At 74.5% G+C, this 17,312-nt stretch carries 18 protein-coding genes; 10 read left to right on the top strand and 8 right to left on the bottom strand.

What is annotated here, in order from left to right; translation table 11 throughout:
- Positions 1-162: 162 nt before the first annotated feature.
- Complete coding sequence (locus ACFWUQ_RS27925; protein ID WP_384543512.1) at positions 163-1,641, top strand: PepSY-associated TM helix domain-containing protein; 1,479 nt, start codon at positions 163-165, stop codon at positions 1,639-1,641.
- A gap of 79 nt (positions 1,642-1,720) precedes the next feature.
- Here ACFWUQ_RS27925 and ACFWUQ_RS27920 read toward each other — a convergent pair whose 3' ends face one another.
- From ACFWUQ_RS27920 to glnII, 3 genes are all read right to left on the bottom strand, one after another.
- Positions 1,721-2,326: a winged helix-turn-helix domain-containing protein gene (locus ACFWUQ_RS27920; protein ID WP_384543510.1), complete on the bottom strand. Its 606-nt coding sequence runs from the start codon at positions 2,324-2,326 to the stop codon at positions 1,721-1,723.
- Positions 2,327-2,428: 102 nt separating this feature from the next.
- Positions 2,429-2,674 carry a hypothetical protein gene (locus tag ACFWUQ_RS27915; protein WP_384543508.1) on the bottom strand — a complete coding sequence of 82 codons (246 nt, stop codon included), beginning with the start codon at positions 2,672-2,674 and terminating at the stop codon, positions 2,429-2,431.
- A gap of 130 nt (positions 2,675-2,804) precedes the next feature.
- Positions 2,805-3,824, bottom strand: a complete 1,020-nt coding sequence (gene glnII / locus ACFWUQ_RS27910; protein WP_384543506.1) for a glutamine synthetase — start codon at positions 3,822-3,824, stop codon at positions 2,805-2,807.
- 258 nt (positions 3,825-4,082) lie between these two features.
- Between glnII and ACFWUQ_RS27905 the strand changes: the two genes are divergently transcribed.
- Positions 4,083-4,997 (top strand): Gfo/Idh/MocA family protein, encoded by a 915-nt coding sequence (locus tag ACFWUQ_RS27905; RefSeq protein ID WP_384543516.1) that lies wholly within the window; start codon positions 4,083-4,085, stop codon positions 4,995-4,997.
- Between the two features lie 94 nt (positions 4,998-5,091).
- Here ACFWUQ_RS27905 and ACFWUQ_RS27900 read toward each other — a convergent pair whose 3' ends face one another.
- From ACFWUQ_RS27900 to ACFWUQ_RS27890, 3 genes are all read right to left on the bottom strand, one after another.
- The gene (locus ACFWUQ_RS27900; protein ID WP_384543504.1) at positions 5,092-5,550 is read right to left on the bottom strand and encodes a hypothetical protein; all 459 of its coding nucleotides are present in this window, start codon (positions 5,548-5,550) and stop codon (positions 5,092-5,094) included.
- A gap of 247 nt (positions 5,551-5,797) precedes the next feature.
- Complete coding sequence (locus tag ACFWUQ_RS27895; RefSeq protein ID WP_384543502.1) at positions 5,798-7,213, bottom strand: PLP-dependent aminotransferase family protein; 1,416 nt, start codon at positions 7,211-7,213, stop codon at positions 5,798-5,800.
- Between the two features lie 26 nt (positions 7,214-7,239).
- Complete coding sequence (locus tag ACFWUQ_RS27890) at positions 7,240-7,611, bottom strand: ArsC/Spx/MgsR family protein (protein ID WP_384543500.1); 372 nt, start codon at positions 7,609-7,611, stop codon at positions 7,240-7,242.
- Positions 7,612-7,717: 106 nt separating this feature from the next.
- Between ACFWUQ_RS27890 and ACFWUQ_RS27885 the strand changes: the two genes are divergently transcribed.
- Positions 7,718-7,969, top strand: a complete 252-nt coding sequence (locus ACFWUQ_RS27885; protein ID WP_384543498.1) for a hypothetical protein — start codon at positions 7,718-7,720, stop codon at positions 7,967-7,969.
- A 149-nt stretch (positions 7,970-8,118) separates the two neighbouring features.
- On the opposite strand, the gene ACFWUQ_RS27880 is transcribed toward ACFWUQ_RS27885, so the two are convergent.
- Positions 8,119-9,216, bottom strand: coding sequence for a PP2C family protein-serine/threonine phosphatase (locus tag ACFWUQ_RS27880; protein ID WP_384543496.1), 1,098 nt, complete (start codon positions 9,214-9,216; stop codon positions 8,119-8,121).
- A 279-nt stretch (positions 9,217-9,495) separates the two neighbouring features.
- On the opposite strand from ACFWUQ_RS27880, the gene ACFWUQ_RS27875 reads away from it, so the two are divergent.
- Together ACFWUQ_RS27875 and ACFWUQ_RS27870 are read left to right on the top strand one after the other, a co-directional pair.
- Complete coding sequence (locus ACFWUQ_RS27875; RefSeq protein ID WP_384543494.1) at positions 9,496-10,383, top strand: TIGR01777 family oxidoreductase; 888 nt, start codon at positions 9,496-9,498, stop codon at positions 10,381-10,383.
- Positions 10,384-10,625: 242 nt separating this feature from the next.
- Positions 10,626-11,897 (top strand): NAD(P)/FAD-dependent oxidoreductase, encoded by a 1,272-nt coding sequence (locus tag ACFWUQ_RS27870; protein WP_384543492.1) that lies wholly within the window; start codon positions 10,626-10,628, stop codon positions 11,895-11,897.
- Between the two features lie 24 nt (positions 11,898-11,921).
- On the opposite strand, the gene ACFWUQ_RS27865 is transcribed toward ACFWUQ_RS27870, so the two are convergent.
- Positions 11,922-13,361, bottom strand: a complete 1,440-nt coding sequence (locus tag ACFWUQ_RS27865) for a regulator (RefSeq protein ID WP_384543490.1) — start codon at positions 13,359-13,361, stop codon at positions 11,922-11,924.
- A 392-nt stretch (positions 13,362-13,753) separates the two neighbouring features.
- Here ACFWUQ_RS27865 and ACFWUQ_RS27860 point away from each other — a divergent pair, with 392 nt between their 5' ends.
- From ACFWUQ_RS27860 to ACFWUQ_RS27840, 5 genes are all read left to right on the top strand, one after another.
- Positions 13,754-14,122: a hypothetical protein gene (locus ACFWUQ_RS27860; RefSeq protein ID WP_384543488.1), complete on the top strand. Its 369-nt coding sequence runs from the start codon at positions 13,754-13,756 to the stop codon at positions 14,120-14,122.
- Positions 14,123-14,198: 76 nt separating this feature from the next.
- Complete coding sequence (lipB, locus tag ACFWUQ_RS27855; RefSeq protein WP_384543486.1) at positions 14,199-15,017, top strand: lipoyl(octanoyl) transferase LipB; 819 nt, start codon at positions 14,199-14,201, stop codon at positions 15,015-15,017.
- Between the two features lie 109 nt (positions 15,018-15,126).
- Positions 15,127-16,080, top strand: a complete 954-nt coding sequence (gene lipA / locus ACFWUQ_RS27850; protein ID WP_384543484.1) for a lipoyl synthase — start codon at positions 15,127-15,129, stop codon at positions 16,078-16,080.
- A 241-nt stretch (positions 16,081-16,321) separates the two neighbouring features.
- On the top strand, positions 16,322-16,519 hold the full coding sequence (locus tag ACFWUQ_RS27845; RefSeq protein WP_384543514.1) for a hypothetical protein: 198 nt from the start codon (positions 16,322-16,324) through the stop codon (positions 16,517-16,519).
- 10 nt (positions 16,520-16,529) lie between these two features.
- Positions 16,530-17,228, top strand: a complete 699-nt coding sequence (locus ACFWUQ_RS27840) for a DUF4191 domain-containing protein (protein WP_384543482.1) — start codon at positions 16,530-16,532, stop codon at positions 17,226-17,228.
- The last annotated feature ends 84 nt before the right edge of the window (positions 17,229-17,312 follow it).

Below are 17,312 nucleotides of genomic sequence, written 5' to 3'. Positions count from 1 at the left end.
GTGCACGCCCACGCCGTGGTGCGCCGCGGGCCGCCCGCGGGCCGAGCTGTCCGCACCGCGGCCCCCGGCCGTCCCGCCCGCGCCTGACCGGCGCACCTCTTCGACGAGGGGGCGACACCCGGGGCCGGTTCCCCATGTCTCTCCCACTCACCTAGGACCCGCATGTCCCTCGAAGAGGCTCAGGACGTCCGCCCCCCGGACGCCGACACCGACGCCGACGCCGACGCCGATCCCGGCATATCCGACCCCTCCGACCCGTCCGGGCGCCGTACCGGAGGCTGGTCCGCCCTGCGGCCGCTGGTCCTGCGCGTGCACTTCTACGCGGGCCTCCTGATCGCCCCGCTGCTGCTGCTCGCCGCGACGACCGGCCTGCTGTACGCCGGTTCCTGGCAGGCCGAGAAGATCCTCTACTCCGACGAGCTGACCGTCGCCCGCGTCGGCGACAGCGCCCTGCCGCTCAGTGCCCAGGTCGCGGCGGCCCAGGACGTCGCGCCGAAGGGCGAGGCCGTGTCCGTGTGGCCCGCGCCCGAGGCCGACGCCACCACCCGCGTGATCATGGAGAGCCCGGGGCTGGCGGAGGGGGAGACCCTCACCGTGTTCGTCGACCCGTACACGGCCGACGTGCGCGGGCAGCTCACGACCGTGGGCGACGCGCTGCCCCTGCGGGCCTGGCTGAGCGAGTTCCACTCCAGCCTCCAGCTCGGGGAGTTCGGCCGGAACTACAGCGAACTCGCGGCCAGCTGGCTGTGGGTGGTCGCCCTCGGCGGCGTCGCCCTGTGGGTCGGCCGCCGCCGCAAGCGCCGCTACCGGCTGGTCCTGCCCGAACGCGGAGCCGCCGGCCTGCGCCGCACGCTGTCCTGGCACGGCACCGTCGGACTCTGGGCCGCGATCGGCCTGGTCGCCCTCTCCGCCACCGGGCTGACCTGGTCCAAGTACGCCGGCGAGAACATCGGGCAGCTCCAGGACCGGCTCGGCGGGGCCACCCCGCCGGTCTCCGCCTCCGTGGCCGGCGGCCCGTCCGCCGGGTCCGACGAGCACGCGGGACACACCATGCCCGACGGCGCCGAGATGCCCCCCGCGCCGGCCACCGCCGACATCGGCATCGACGGGGCCGTGTCCGCGGCCCGCGCCGCCGGGGTCACCGAGTACCTCCAGATCACCCTGCCCGCCGAGGGCAAGGGGTACGTGGTCCGGGAGAAGGACAGGCAGGTGCCGGTGCACCTGGACGCCGTCGCCGTCGACCCCGCCGACGGCCGGGTCCTGGACGAACTGCGCTTCGCCGACTACCCGTTGCTCGCGAAGATGACGCGTTTCGGCATCGACCTGCACATGGGCACGACCTTCGGGCTCGCCAACCAGGTCGCGCTGGCGGCCCTGGCCGCCGCCGTCGTGTTCCTGGTCTTCTGGGGCTACCGGATGTGGTGGCTGCGCCGGCCGACGAAGGAGCGGCGGATGTCGGCCGGCCGGCCGCAGCCGCGCGGCGCCTGGCGCAGGCTGCCCGTGACGGTCCTGCTGCCGACGGCCGCGGTGACGGCCGCGGTCGGCTGGTTCGTCCCGATGCTCGGGATCAGCCTGGCCGCCTTCCTCCTGGTGGACGCCCTGCTCGGCGTCGTGGCGCGCCGCCGGGCCCGGACCGCGTAGCCGGGAACGCCGGCGGGCCCGTACACCCCTCGTGGGTACGGGCCCGCCGGGTCCCTGCCGACCGCTCCGCGCGGGCCGGTCAGGGGGCGTACTTGTAGCCCACCCTGCGCACCGTCTGGATCGCGCCGCGGTGTGCGGCGCCGAGCTTGCGGCGCAGGCGGGCGATGTGGACGTCCACGGTGCGGCCGTCGCCGACGTGGCCGTAGCCCCAGACCGTGGTCACCAGCTGGTCCCGGCTGTGCACGCGGTGCGGGTGCTGCACCAGGTGGGCCAGCAGCTCGAACTCCAGGTAGGTCAGGTCCAGTACCTCGCCGTCGACCTCGGCGGTGCGCTGCGCCGGGTCGATGCGGACCAGGGCGTCGCCCCGGGTCGCGGCGGTCCCGGGAGCCTCGGCCTGCGGGGCGGGCCGCGCCGGCGCGCCCACGGCGTGCGGGGCGAAGGCGACCGGCGGCTGCTGGTCGGCCGGTACGAGCACCAGGTAGCCGATCATCGGCGGCCGGCCCGGCAGGGTCGGGAGCGCGTGCTGGGGGGCGGGCAGCCACGTCGCCCCGGGCGGAAGCAGGTCCGCGACGCGGGCCGCCTCGTCCCGGTCCACCGCGCGCAGCCGGTGGCGCGGACTGGGAGGGTGGGGGAAGGGGGTGGTCGCGGCGGAAGCGGCGGAGGTCAGCGAACGGGTCTGAGACATGAGTGGTCAGCTCTTTCACGCGGAGGATTCGACGGGAGACGTACGTCGTAACCGCGCGGACCGAAGGCCTCGGGGAGGTCCGGGAAGGATGTCCGGGAGGCGTTAGAGGGCCGGCGCGTTCTTCGCGCGGCGACAGACCCGGTCGAAATCGTGATCCTGACGGGACGGCCAGAACGGCTCCAGGTCGCCGTGACCGGTCGAGGTGTACGAGGGGCTGGCCATGCCTTCATTCAAGCAGATGTCCGGGTCCCGGGGCAGGTGTCGTCTCACACCGTGGATCGCCATCTCATACTCCGCGATGAGGTTCGGGTGATAGCGGGATAAGTCGCCAACGAGGGTGCTGCGCACGGCAGTCCGGCCCCGCACGGCCCCCGCCGCCCCGCACGGCCCCGCACGGGCGACGCCCGCCGGAGCGCGAGGGCTCGGCGGGCGTCGTCGGTCGTCGGTGGTGCGGGTCGGTCCCCGGTGCGGGACCGTCTCAGACCAGGCCGTCCTTCTCCAGGCCGGTGCAGCAGGTGTCCGTGATGAGGCGGGTGACGACATAGGGGTCCACGTTGGCGTTCGGGCGGCGGTCCTCGATGTAGCCCTTGCCCTCCTTCTCCACCTGCCACGGGATGCGCACCGAGGCACCGCGGTCGGAGACGCCGTAGCTGAACTCGTTCCAGGGGGCCGTCTCGTGCAGACCCGTCAGGCGCTCGTCGATCCCGGCGCCGTAGTTCTTCACGTGGTCCAGCGGCTTCGAGCCCTCGCCCAGCGCCTCGCACGCGGAGATGATCGCGCGGTAGTCCTCGCGCATCGCCCTCGTCGAGAAGTTGGTGTGCGCGCCCGCGCCGTTCCAGTCGCCCTTGACGGGCTTCGGGTTCAGCGTCGCCGACACGTTGAAGTCCTCGGCGGTGCGGTAGAGCAGCCAGCGGGCGATCCACAGCTGGTCGGAGACCTCCAGCGGGCCGACGGGGCCGACCTGGAACTCCCACTGGCCGGGCATGACCTCGGCGTTGATGCCGGAGATGCTCAGGCCCGCCGCGAGGCAGTGGTCCAGGTGCTTCTCCACGATCTCGCGGCCGAAGATCTCGTCGGAGCCGACGCCGCAGTAGTAGCCGCCCTGCGCGGCCGGGAAGCCGTTGACGGGGAAGCCGAGCGGGCGGGACCCGTCGAAGAAGGTGTACTCCTGCTCGATGCCGAAGATCGGCTCCTGCCCGGCGAACCTCTCCGCGACCGGACGCAGCAGGGCGCGGGCGTTCGACTCGTGCGGGGTCATGTCGATGTTCAGGACCTCGCACAGGACCAGGACGTCGTCCCCGCCGCGGATCGGGTCCGGGCAGGAGAACACCGGCTGCAGCACGCGGTCGGAGGCATGGCCCTCGGCCTGGTTCGTGCTCGATCCGTCGAAGCCCCAGATCGGGAGGGCGTCCCCGTCCGCGAGGATCTTCGTCTTGGAGCGAAGCTTCGCCGTCGGCTCGGTGCCGTCGATCCAGATGTACTCAGCCTTGTAGCTCACGGGCCCCATCCTCAGACTCTGCGGGTCGCTGCGGTGATGACCGCAGCGTGCCCGCCCGCGATTTCTCTTCCGTTGCCCGGGTGTGAACCCCGTGTTACCGAGGTCCGCACCGCAGGTCGGGCGGGTGTGCGGGTTGGTGGCGGGGCGCCCGGCCCGGTGGGGCAGACTGGGCCGGTGAGCATTTCGTCTGATGTGAACCCCGCAGGAGGCCTCCCCGGAGACCTCTCCGCCCCCCACGCCGCGAAGCCCGCCGCCGACCTGGCCGGGCAGGCTTCCGCAGGCCGCCGCCCCCGGATCGGGCTCCTCGGCACCGGCCCATGGGCGCACCGCACCCATGCCCCCGCGCTCGCCGCGCACGCGGGGGTGGAGTTCGCCGGCGTGTGGGGCCGGCGCCCCGAGGCGGCGGCCGAGCTGGCGCACGAGTACGGCGTGAAGGTGTACGAAGACCCCGACGCGCTGTTCGCCGACTGTGACGCCGTGGCCTTCGCCCTGCCACCGGACATCCAGGCCCCGCTCGCCGTACGGGCCGCTGCCGCCGGCTGCCACCTGCTGCTCGACAAGCCCGTCGCGACCACGGTGGAAGCGGCCCGGTCCGTGGCGGACGCCGTCGCCCGGCACCGCGTCGCCTCCGTGGTCTTCCTCACCCTCCGGTTCGCCGAGCCCACCGCCGGCTGGGTGGAGGAACAGGCCGCCCGGTCCGGGTGGTTCACGGCGGCCGCGCACTGGCTCGGCGCCGTCTTCCCGCCCGACGGCACGCCCAGCGCGTACGCCGACTCGCCCTGGCGCAAGACCAAGGGCGGGCTGTGGGACGTCGGCCCGCACGCCCTGTCCGTGCTGATCCCCATCCTCGGCGAGGTCACCGCCGTCAGCGCCACCCCTGGCCCCTCCGACGTGGTGCAGCTGGCCCTGCGGCACGCCTCCGGCGCCGCCAGCACCGCCGTGCTCAGCCTGGGCGCGCCGCGCGAGGCGGCGGGGGTGGGGCTCGAACTGCGCGGAGCCGAGGGCGTGTACGCGCTGCCCGGCTGGAGCGACGTGCCGGGCGCCTACGGGCGGGCCCTGGACGCGCTGCTCGACGCCGCGAGGACGGGGGTGCCGGATTCGCGCGGGGCCGAGTTCGGGGCCCGGCTGACGGAGATCCTGGCGCAGGCGCAGGAGCAGCTCCCGGCGGAGTGACGGGGGCGTCCCCCGTACCGGGACGGCCGCCGTCCCGGTACGGCGCCTGCCCCGTGCGGCCCCCGTCCCGGGACAGGCGCCCGCCGCTTCCGGGCTATTTGATGACCGCGTTCGCCACGATGATGACCAGCCCGATCGTGGCGTCCGCCATCCCGATCAGCAGGGCCGAGCCGAGCCGGTAGCCGACGCGCAGCGCCACGAAGGAGCCCCAGCCGAACAGCAGGGCGGTGTTCAGGCCCAGTCCGACGGCGGTCACCCCGTACGAGTCCCAGCCGGTCAGCCCCGCCGTGACCAGCAGCAGGACGGTGGGCAGGGTGGCCACGATCATCGGCCACTCGTTCCACAGCGCCCGTACCAGCACGCTCCACCGGTGCCGGGCGGAGCCCTGCTGGTGCGTGGTCATGTGGTGGGAGTAGCCGTGCGCGAGTGCCGCCGCGCACGCCGTCACCAGCACCCAGCTGGCGTCGTAGAAAGGCGTGTACTCCCCGCCCTTCTGGTCCAGCGCCGCCAGGAGACCGCTGGCCAGGACCGTCCCGTAGACCCCGCCGAACATCCAGTCGGCCCCCCGCCGCGGCGGGGGGATCGGCGCCCGCCGGGCCCGCGCCGGCGGCCGGCGATCAGGACGGTGCTCAGGTCGGGTGCGGGGGTCCGCCGGGGACTGCTCGTTCACCATGGGCCCTTCGGGGTGGTATATCCACGTTTGCTACCGCTTCACCCTACGAGGCCGGAGGTGGGGGTGAGATGAAGACCGCCGGGGCCCGCGCGACCGCGCACCGTGGTCCGCCGGGTGGTCCGCCGCGTCAGACCACCCGGCGGACCACGTCCGCCAGCGCCTCCAGGGCCGCGTCGAAGGCGTGCTCGCCGGGAGCCGCGTAACCGACCACCAACCCCTCGCGGGCCGGGCCGCGAGCGGCGGGATGGCGGTAGCCGGACAGCCCGTCCAGGGCCAGTCCCGCCGCGCGCGCCGCCGCGAGGGCCGGCGCCTCGCCGCCCGGCGGGAGCTCGACCACGGCGTGCAGCCCGGCGGAGATGCCCGTCACCCGCGCCCCCGGGGCGCGCGCCGCCAGGACGGACACCAGCCGGTCGCGGCGCTCCCGGTAGCGGCGGCGCATCCGGCGCACATGCCCGTCGTAGCCGCCGCACTCGATGAAGTCGGCCAGGGCCAACTGGTCCAGCGCGCTCGCCCAGGACTCCCGGAGACCCTTCTCCGCCAGGACGTCGGCAACCTGCCGGTCCGGGAGGACCAGCCAGCCCAGGCGGATCGCGGGCGAGAGGCTCTTGCTCAGCGAGCCCGCGTACACCACGTGCTCGGGCGCCAGGCCCTGCACGGCGCCGACCGGCCGGCGGTCGTAGCGGAACTCCCCGTCGTAGTCGTCCTCCACGATCAGGCCGCCGCCGGCGCGCGCCCACTCCACGGCGAAGGCGCGCCGCGCGGGCAGCAGCCGGCCCCCGGTGGGGAACTGGTGGGCCGCAGTGAGGAGCAACGTACGCGCCCGGGAGGGGAGTTCCGCGGTCCGCATGCCGTCCTCATCGACCTCGACGGGGTACGGGCGGACCCCGGCCGCGTCCAGGACGCCGTGGTGGAACGGGAGCCCGTAGGCCTCCAGCGCCCAGTCCCGGGGCCGTACGGAGGCCAGCAGCCGCAGGCCGTTGGCGAAGCCGGAGCAGATGACGACGTTCTCCGGGCCGGTGCGCACGCCCCGGGTGCGGGAGAGGTAGTCCGCCAGGGCCCGCCGCAGCTCGGGGCGGCCGCGGGGGTCTCCGGGGCCGAACGCCTCGGTCGGCGCCCCGGCGAGGGCCCGCCGGGCACTGGCGGCCCACGGGCCCCGGGGGAAGGAGGCCGGATCGGGCTTGCCCTGGAGCAGGTCGTGCCGGGGCTTGCCCGCTGCCGGGCCGGCCGGAGCCGCCCGTACCGCCGAGGCCGCGGCGCCCTCCGCCACCCGGGTGCCGGAACCCTGACGGGCCGTGAACCATCCCTCGGCCACCAGCTCGGCGTACGCGTCGGCAACGGCGTTGCGGGCCAGCCCCAGGTCGGCGGCGAGCGTCCGGTACGGCGGCAGCCGCGTACCGCCGGCGAGCCGGCCGCTGCGCACGGCCTCCCGCAGGGCCCGGGCGAGCGCGGTCCGCCGGGCGCCGCCTGCGGGGAGTTCGAGGTGCAGGTCGAGGCCGGTGGAGGAGCCGGGCGCCGACGGGTCCGCCCCGCTCCGATCTGTCACCTCGCGCCTGTCGTCCACCACGCGCCTCAGGGCTTGCGGGACAGCGCCTCGCGGACGGCGTCCTCGGAGCGGGCCACGACGGCCGTGCCGTCCTCGGCGGTGATGATCGGCCGCTGGATCAGCTTCGGGTGCGCGGCCAGGTGCGCGATCCAGCGCCCCCGCGCCTCCTCCGTCCCCTCGCGCGGCAGCTCCCGTACCCCGGTCTCCTTCGCCAGCGGGTCCGAGGTGCGCGTGATGTCCCACGGCTCCAGCCCCAGCCGGCCGAGGACCTCGCGGAGCTCGGCTTCCGAGGGCACGTCCTCCAGGTAGCGCCGCACGGTGTAGTCGGCGCCCTCCGCGTCCAGCACGGTGAGCGCGGCGCGGCACTTGGAACAGGCGGGATTGATCCAGATCTCCATGCCGCCAACCCTATCCAGAGCTGGTCCGGCCAGGGCTTTTGTCAGTGGTACCCAGTAAAATTCAGGAAGAACGACAGGAAGCCAACTACCGTTTGGGAGGCTGTAGATGGCCACTGCCAGTACCATCGCGCACGTCAAGAAGAAGCCGCTGCCGGCGGGGCTGCCCCGCGAGTGGTACGAGAGCCACAACCGCCGCCTGAAGGCCATGCGGTTGGCGATATCCCTGCTCGACTCGGGGACGTACGACGCCAAGCGGGCGACCAACCGGAAGATCCGGACGATGGCCGTCCGGACGGGGATCCACCGGCCGTCCAACGTCACGTGCAGGCTGGTGCGCGCCTTCATCCGAGAGGCGTAGGGGCCCGGCCGCTCTACCGCTCTACCGCCCGACCGCTCTACCGCTCTACCGCCCGATCGCCCGATCGCCCGACCGTCCGACCTCCGGGGGGCCGGGGGGCCGCCGCCCCGGCGCGCGGACCCGCGGCTTCCCGGAGCCCCGCCCCCGGGTCAGCGCGCGCCCGGCAGGCCGTCCAGCGAGAGCAGCAGCAGCGCCACGTCGTCGCGCGGTCCGCCGTCCGTGTAGGACGCCAGGTCCCGCCAGACCGCCCCGACCAGTCCGCCCGGCTCCCTGGCCAGCATCGGCAGCCGGGCGGTCAGGGGGTAGAAGAGCCCCGCCGCGTCCCGGGCCTCCGTCACCCCGTCGGTGTGCAGCAGCAGCCGGTCCCCGGGCAGGACCGGCAGCTCGGTCACGGCCGGCGGGGCCGGACCCGCGAGCCCCAGCCCCAGCGGAGGGCCCGGCTCCACATCGATCTCCTCGACCGAGAACCCGCGCAGCCGCAGGGCCGGGGGATGCCCGCACGACACGATCCGTACGAGGTCCCGCCCCGGCGGGACCTCCAGCAGGATCGCCGTCGCGAACAGCTCCGGATGCTCCACCGAGGCGTCGGCCGCCGCGTCCGCCAGCAGCCGCCGGTCCAGCCGGGCCGCTACCGCGTTCAGCTCCGCGTCGTCGAGCACGGCTTCCCGGAACGCGCCGAGCAGCGAGGCCACCGTGGCCACCGCCGCCAGACCGTGCCCCTGGACGTCGCCGACCAGCGCCCGCACCCCGTAGGGTCCCGCCCGCACGTCGTAGAGGTCCCCGCCGACCAGGGTGCCGCGCTGCGCCGCCCGGTACAGGCCGGAGCAGCCCACCGGGCCCACCCGCTCCGGCACCGGCGGCAGGACCGCCAGCTGGGCGGCCTCCGCCACCGTCCGTACGCTGACCAGCTGCGCGTCGCGGCGGCGCCGGACCCAGGCGATCACCACGCTCAGCAGTCCGACGGTGGCCACCGTGGCGAGGTCCGAACCGCTCGCGTGGGCGATCCCCAGGCCGGGGACGCCCAGCAGGAGGAGCACCAGGGCGGCGAAGACCGCGGTCCCGCCCGCCCCGTACGCGAAGGCGGCCACCGGGGGCAGGCCCGCCAGGAAGTACCCCAGCTCCACGTCGCCGGGCGTGGCCAGCTGTGCCAGCACCAGCAGGACGAGGGCCACCGCGGGCGCGAACCGGGCCCAGCGCGGTGGCGGCTCCCCGCGCAGCCAGCCCGGCTCCTCGCGTCCGTGTCTCACCCCTCCACCCTGGTACGGGGGCCCGGCGCGCGCACCCCGGACCGTCCCCCGGGTGGCCGGGCCGGGGCCTGGCCGGGGCGGCCGCCGAGCGGTGTGACGAGCGGCGCCCCGGCGATCTCGATCACCTATGCGGTGGGCACCCGGCTCGGCTGACCTCCGGGGCGGCGCCGCCGCTCCCGGCGCCCCGGGGCGCGGCACCGGTCCCGGGGCGCACCCCGAGGCGCGGGCTCGCCCGGCTCGCGTCCCCCCGCTGGCCGGGCGAGGCGGCAGGATGGGGGGATGCGTATCGCGGTCACCGGTTCCAGCGGGCTCATCGGCAGCGCCCTCGTGCGCTCCCTGCGCGGAGACGGCCACGAGGTGGTGCGGTTCGTGCGGCGGGCGCCCGCCGGCGCGGACGAGGCGCGGTGGGATCCCGACCGGGGGTACGTGGACCCCGACGGGCTGGCCGGGTGCGCGGCCGTCGTGCACCTGGCCGGCGCCGGGGTCGGCGACCACCGGTGGACCGCCGCCCACAAGAGGCGGATCCGCGACAGCCGGGTCCTCGGCACCGCCGCGATCGCCGACGCCGTGGCCGCTCTCGACCGGCCGCCCGCCGTCCTGGTCAGCGGTTCGGCGATCGGCTACTACGGCGACACCGGCGACCGCGCCGTGGACGAGGACGCCCCGGTCGGGCACGGGTTCCTGCCCTCGGTCTGCGTCGAGTGGGAGGCGGCCGCCGCGCCCGCCCGCGCGGCGGGCGTCCGTACCGCCTTCGCCCGTACCGGCCTGGTCGTCGCCCGGGAGGGCGGGGCCTGGGGGCGGCTGTTCCCGATCTTCCGGGCCGGCCTCGGCGGCCCGCTCGGCTCCGGGCGCCAGTACTGGTCGTACATCTCCCTCCGGGACGAGGTCGCGGCCCTGCGCCACATCGTCGACACCCCCTCCCTCTCCGGGCCGGTCAACCTCACCGCCCCCGAGCCCCTGACCAACCGCCAGGTCACGGCCGCCATGGGCCGGGTGCTGGGCCGCCCGGCGCGACTGCCCGTACCGGCCGCGGTGCTGCGGATCGCGCTGGGGGAGTTCTCCGAGGACGTGCTGGGCAGTCAGCGGGTGCTGCCCGCCCGGCTGCTGGGATCCGGCTTCGCCTTCCGCGACCCCGGCATCGACCAGGCCCTCCGCGCCGCCCTCTGAGCGGTTCGGACCGCCCCGGGCGGTCCCGCCGTGTCCACCGCGTCTGCCCCGTCCGCCCTGGCCGCCCCGTCCACCCCGTCCGAAACGAGCCGTGTGCGACCGCCGTGCGACTGTTCGTGACCCGGATGCGACCACGATGCGACCGTTACCGATCGGAATACTCCGGCGAACTCGGGTTGCCGCGCGTCCGGTTGGGGGAAAGGAGGACGAGACACAGCCGCGCCGACCTCGGGGAGGGGCACGTGCTCACCAGCGCACACCAGGCCGCACACCATGCGGACGTCGTCATCGTAGGAGCCGGGGTCTCCGGACTCGCGGCCGCGCGCCACCTGATCGCCGCGGGGGTCACGGTCACCGTCCTGGAAGCCGCGGACGACCCCGGCGGCCGGATGGCCACCGAGTCGGCCGACGGGTTCCGGCTCGACCGGATCGGCCAGCTGCTCAACACCTCGTACACGGAACTGGCCCGCACCCCCGGCCTGGAGACCCTGCGCCTGCGCCCCTTCGCCCCCGGGGTCCTCGTCCACACCGACGGCAAACAGCTGCGGGCCGCCGCCCTCACCCCGGCCCGGGCCCTGGCCAGCGGCTCCCTCGACCAGGCCCGGCTCAGCGCCGTACTCGGCCGGCTCGCCGCCGTCCCCGAGGAACGGCTGCTCGCCCGTCCCGAACGCACCGCGCACGCCGCCCTGCGCGCGCGGGGCCTGCCGCCGCGCACCGTCAACGGCGTCCTGCGGCCGCTGCTCGGCGCCCTGCTCCGCGACCCGGAGCTCACCACGTCCAGCCGGGTCGCCGACCTGGCGCTGCGCACCTTCCTCCGGGGCCGCCCGGCCGTGCCCGAGGGCGGCGCGGCGGCCCTGCCCGACCTGCTCGCCGCCGGCCTGCCGCCCGCCACCGTACGCACCGGGGTCCGCGTCCGGTCGGTGGCGACCAACCTGGTCACCACCGAGGAGCACGGCGACTTCAGCTGCCGTTCCGTGCTCCTGGCCACCGGGGCCCGCGCCGCCGCCGAACTGCTGCCCGGCCTGCGCGTGCCCGCCTTCCACGAGGTCACCGTGCTGCACCACGCCACCCCGGCGGTACTGCCCCGGGACGGCTCGCTGCTCCTGGACGGGGTCCCGGGGTGGCCGCTCTCGCACACCGCCGTGATGAGCGCGGTCGACCCCACGCGCGCGCCGTCCGGCCGGAGCCTGGTCACCACCACCGTGCTCGGCCCACCGCCCCCGAGGCGGACGGTCGCCTCGCGGCTGGCCCGGCTCTACGAGACCTCCACCCGGGACTGGGACCTGCTCGCCGTCCACCACACCCGGGAGGCCGTCCCCGCCATGCCCCCGCCGTACGACCAGCGGCGCCCGGTCCGGGTCCTGGCCGGGCTGTACGTGTGCGGCGACCACCGCGACACCAACACCGTCCAGGGCGCCCTGCACTCGGCCCGCCGTGCGAGCACCGCCGTCCTGCGCGACTTCGGGATCCCGCTCCCGGCAGCCCCGGAGCCCGCACTTCCGGTCGCGGCCTGAGGCCCGGGCCCGGGCCCGCGGGCCTCAGGACAGGGCAGCGACGCGGTCCCGGTAGGTCCGTACCGCGGAGGCGTCGCGGTAGGGCTCCAGCCGGCGCTCGAAGTCCCGTACGTACTCCACCGCGCGCACCGACCGCATCTCCATCGCCTGCTGCGCGGCCTCCGCGCCCAGCGCGCACGCCTGGTCCAGTTCGCCCAGCCCCAGCCGTGCCGTGGCCAGCACCACCCGGCAGAACAGCCGGGACCGCGCGTACCCGGGTGCCCGCAGCTGGAGCGAGCGCTCCGCGTGCTGGGCCGAGGCACGGTACTGCTGGAGGTCCCGGTGGCAGTGCCCGAACTCGTCCGCGAGCTGCGCCTCGTCGAAGAACCGCGCCCAGGGCGGTACGTCGTCCCCGGGCCGGGCGGCGCCCAGCGCGCGCTCCGCCCGCACCAGCGAGGCCGTCGAGGCCCGCACCTCGCCGAGCACCGCGTGCCCGCGCGCCTCCGCCGAGTGCAGCAGCGCCTGCACCACCGGCGGCGGACCCGAGCCGACCCCCTGCTGGGCCACCCGCGCCAGCTGCACCGCCTCCCGGCCGTGGCCCAGGTAGACCGCCTGCCGGCTCATGGTCACCAGCACGTACGACCCGTACGGCCGGTCCGCGGCGGCCTGGGCCAGCCGCAGCGCCTGCACGAAGTACCGCTGGGCGAGACCGTGGGCGGCGATGTCGTACGAGGTCCAGCCCGCGAGCCGGGTGAGGTCGGCGGCGGCCGAGAACAGCCGCCGCCCCGTCGTCTCCCCGTAGGTGCCGCGGAGCATCGGCTCGGCCTCGTGCTCCAGGTAGCGCACCAGGGCCTGCCGGGCGTGCCCGCCGCCGTAGGCGTGGTCCAGGGTGCGGAACAGCTCGCTCACGGACCTCAGCGCCGCGATGTCCCCGCCGGTCACCCGCTGGCCGGGACCCCGGTCGATCTGCCGCTGCCGGGGCACCGACACCCGCCCCTGGACCGGCACCCGCGCCGCGGCCGGATCCGCGCCGCGTCCCACCCGCTCGTCGGCCCGGCCGATCAGCCAGTCCCGGCTCGGGACGACGAGCCCGGCCGGGGTGAAGGCGATCTTCCGCAGCTCGGCGTGGGAACCGGAGTCCTTGCGCCACAGCCCGCTCGCGATGTCCACGGCCTCCTCCGGGGTGGCCGCGAACTCAAGCCCCGCGTACACGGGCGCGCAGGCGTCCAGCCCCAGGTCCTGCGCGGAGAGCCGCCGCCCGAGGCGCCGGGTGAAGACCTCGGCGATCAGCGCCGGGGTCGTGCCGCGCGGCTGCTGCCCCCGCAGCCACCGCGTCACGGAGGTCTTGTCGTACCGCAGGTCGAGACCGTGTTCGAGGCCGAGCTGGTCGACGCGGCGGGCGAGCCCGGCGTTGGAGAACCCGGCTTCCGCGATCAGCGCCGCGAGCTGCCGGTTGGGGACGCGCTGGGCAGGTCGTTCCGTCATCGGCTCCACGGTCTCCTGACGTGACGGACCGGAGACCCGGCCCTGTGAACGGCGTGAATGTAGCGGCGAACTCCCCTCTCACCGCCCTGTCTGCCCCACATTCATCCGATCGTGTGCAGAACCGGATCCGGGGTGGACACTGAGCCGTGGCTGGTAAGCACCTCCGTTCGACACCGCCCACCGCAGGGGCGCGCCTCGGCGCACGAACTGTCGCCTGAGGGCGCCGCCGCTCCCGTCACGCGCGTGCGGCGGGAGAGCCCGGGCCGGGAGGTGTCCGCTTAGCACATGGAGCAGTCCATATGTGCAGGTCAGGGGTGCGTTCACCCGATCGTGGGGCTCCTGGGCGGGGACCCTCGGGGGGTGACCCCGGCGGTCCGCGTACGCTGCGGGCCATGAACCGCCGGCACCGCAGGGCGCGCCTTCCCGAGGGGCGTCCGGAATCCACCGCTCCGCTGCCCGCGCCCGAGCTCACCGAGGCGGAGTGCCGGCGCTGCGGTACCTATATCGCGGGGCTCGACGGGCGGTACGCGTGCGGGGTGTGCGGCTGGGTCAACGACCACTCGGAGGGCCATCGGCGCCTGCCGCGCGCGGACGAGGACCCCGACCGGCCGCCGCAGGGCCGGCGGCGGCCCAAACAGCTGCCGGAACCCCTTCCCGCGCCTCTCCCCGCACCACTCCCCGCGCCCCTTCCCGCAGAGGCCCCGCGGCACGGCGGCGGACCGGTGGCCCGGCCCGCCGCGGCCGGCGGGGCGGGGGCCTGAGGGGGCGGGTGCGGGTCGCCGTACCCTTGCTGAGTGCGATACGTGCACACAGCAGGTTCAATGAGGAGGCGCTGCGGTGGCTGAGCTTGGGTTTGTCCATCTGGGCTTCGGGCCGGAGTCCGTCGAGTACACCGAGGCCTGGGAAGAGCAGCGCCGGGTGCACGCCGCCCGTTTCGCCGACGAGGTCGAGGACACCTGCCTGCTGCTGGAGCACCTGCCGGTGTACACCGCGGGCCGGCGCACCGACCCCAGTGAGCGCCCCCTCGACGGCACGCCCGTCGTGGACGTGGACCGCGGCGGGAAGATCACCTGGCACGGCCCGGGCCAGCTGGTCGGCTACCCGATCATGAAGCTGCCCCGCCCCGTGGACGTGGTCGCGCACGTCCGCCGCCTCGAAGAGGCCCTGATCCGCACCGCCGCCGAGTTCGGCCTGGAGACCACCCGGGTCGAGGGCCGCTCCGGCGTGTGGGTCCTCGGCGACCCCGCCGAGGAGCGGGGCGCGGCCGCGGGGCTCCCCGGCACCGGCGGCCTCTCCCTCGACCTCGACCCCCGGCTGCACGACGAGGAGTTCGACCCCCGGCTGAACGGCCCCGAGTACGCCCCCTCCAACGCCGGCCAGCGCCGCGAGGACCGCAAGCTCGCCGCCATCGGCATCCGGGTCGCCAAGGGCGTCACCATGCACGGCTTCGCGATCAACGTGAACCCGGACAACACCTGGTTCGACCGGATCGTGCCCTGCGGGATCCGGGACGCCGGTGTGACCTCGCTCTCGTACGAGCTGGGCCGCGAGGTCACCATCGCCGAGGTGCTGCCCGTCGTCGAGCGCCATCTGCGGGAGGTGCTGGAGCACGCGGAGCTGCGGCCCCGCGAGACCGAGCAGGCCGTGGGCTCGTAGCGGCGGGGGAATGCGGCCGGCCGCCCCCGGGTTGGCCGACGTAAGAACGTATGAAATTACGGGCGTACCCTGGTGGGCGCCGAAGAATCGAAGTCACAGGGAGCCGGTCGTGTCCGCAGTCGCACCCGACGGACGCAAGATGCTGCGCCTTGAGGTCCGTAACGCCCAGACCCCCATCGAGCGCAAGCCCGAGTGGATCAAGACCCGGGCGAAGATGGGTCCCGAGTACACCAAGATGCAGGCCCTGGTGAAGGGCGAGGGACTGCACACGGTCTGCCAGGAAGCCGGCTGCCCGAACATCTACGAATGCTGGGAGGACCGCGAGGCCACCTTCCTCATCGGTGGCGACCAGTGCACCCGGCGCTGTGACTTCTGCCAGATCGACACGGGCAAGCCCGAGGCCCTCGACCGGGACGAGCCGCGCCGCGTGGGCGAGTCCGTGGTCACGATGGACCTGAACTACGCCACCATCACCGGCGTCGCGCGCGACGACCTGGCGGACGGCGGCGCCTGGCTGTACGCGGAGACCGTGCGCCAGATCCACCAGCAGACCGCGGCCCGCGAGGCCGGCCACACCAAGGTCGAGCTGCTGGCCCCCGACTTCAACGCGATCCCGGAGCTGCTGGAGGAGGTCTTCGCCTCCCGCCCCGAGGTCTTCGCGCACAACGTGGAGACGGTGCCGCGGATCTTCAAGCGGATCCGCCCCGGTTTCCGCTACGAGCGCTCACTCGACGTGATCACCCGGGCCCGCGCGTACGGCCTGGTCACCAAGTCGAACCTGATCCTCGGTATGGGCGAGGAGCGTGAGGAGGTCTCGCAGGCCCTCAGGGACCTCCACGAGGCCGGCTGCGAGCTCATCACCATCACGCAGTACCTGCGGCCCTCGCCGCGGCACCACCCCGTGGAGCGCTGGGTGAAGCCGGCCGAGTTCGTCGAGCTGGCGAAGGAGGCCGAGGAGATCGGCTTCTCCGGTGTGATGTCGGGCCCGCTGGTCCGGTCGTCGTACAGGGCGGGCCGGCTCTACACGCAGGCGATGGAGAAGCGCAGCCGCGCCGAGGCCTGACGGGCCCACCCGGAGCGCGCGCGAACGGCCCGGCCGCCGCGCACGGCGCATGTGAAGTCGAGCACAAAGAATACTAGGCAGTAACACCGCATCGGCGCGGCCCCTACGCTCTTTCGTAGAAGAGTGCGGCGGGCCGCGCCGATGTTTCGCAGCGTTTGACCCGTCGGTCATGCACTGGTAACACCAGTGAGTGACGATAGGTCCACCCACCGCGCACGTCACCGTGAAGGGGATCGACATCATGCAGGCCGCGCCCGTACGCGCCACCGCCATCCCGTCCCTCACCGACGCCTTCCGCGGGGTCGAGTCCCTGCTGATGAGCGGCGCCCGCCGCAACGCCTGGTCCGCCGTCCTCGAAGACCGCCGCAGGGCCAAGGACCGGGTCGAAACCGAACACGTACTTGAGGCCGCGGCGACCCGGACCCCGCAGGCCACGTAAACTTCGCTGTATGGCGAGGAAGTCAAACGCAGAGACTGCTGCGAACCCCGGGCGACTGAAGCAGATCGCCCTCACGTACAAGATGACGCGCAAGGCCGACCCGAAGGTCGGTCTGATCGTCGCGGGCGTGGGAATCGTCACCTTCGGTGTCTTTCTCGCGATCGGCTTCCTGATCGACCACCCGGTCTACCTGGGCATCCTGGGCTTCCTGGTGGCGTTCCTCGCGATGGCGATCGTCTTCGGACGACGGGCCGAGCGGGCTGCCTTCGGGCAGATGGAGGGACAGCCGGGCGCGGCCGCGGCCGTACTGGACAACGTGGGCCGGGGTTGGACGACCACCCCGGCCATCGCGATGAACAAGAGCCAGGACATCGTCCACCGCGCTGTCGGCAAGGCCGGTGTGGTGCTGATCGGCGAGGGCAACCCGAACCGGGTGAAGCTTCTGCTCGCGAACGAGAAGAAGAAGATGGCCCGGATCATGCCCGATGTGCCGGTGCACGACTTCATCGTGGGCACGGGCGAGAACGAGGTGCCGCTCAAGAAGGTGCGCACCACGCTGCTCAAGCTGCCCCGCGTGCTGTCCGGCCCCCAGATCACCCAGATCAACGACAAGCTCCGCGCCATGGGCGACCTCATGAGCAACATGCCGCTGCCGAAGGGTCCGATGCCCAAGGGCATGCGGATGCCGCGCGGCGGGAAGATGCGCTGATCAGCTGATCAGCTGATCAGCCGAGCGGGCCGGCTGCTTTTCGTATACGACGTGGGGGCGCCCCCGGACCGAGTGGTCCGGGGG

It is taken from the genome of Streptomyces sp. NPDC058662 (assembly GCF_042716255.1).
Taxonomy (GTDB): Bacteria; Actinomycetota; Actinomycetes; order Streptomycetales; family Streptomycetaceae; genus Streptomyces.
Note: the sequence above shows the minus strand (reverse complement) of the source record. Positions and strands in the feature narration are given on the sequence as shown.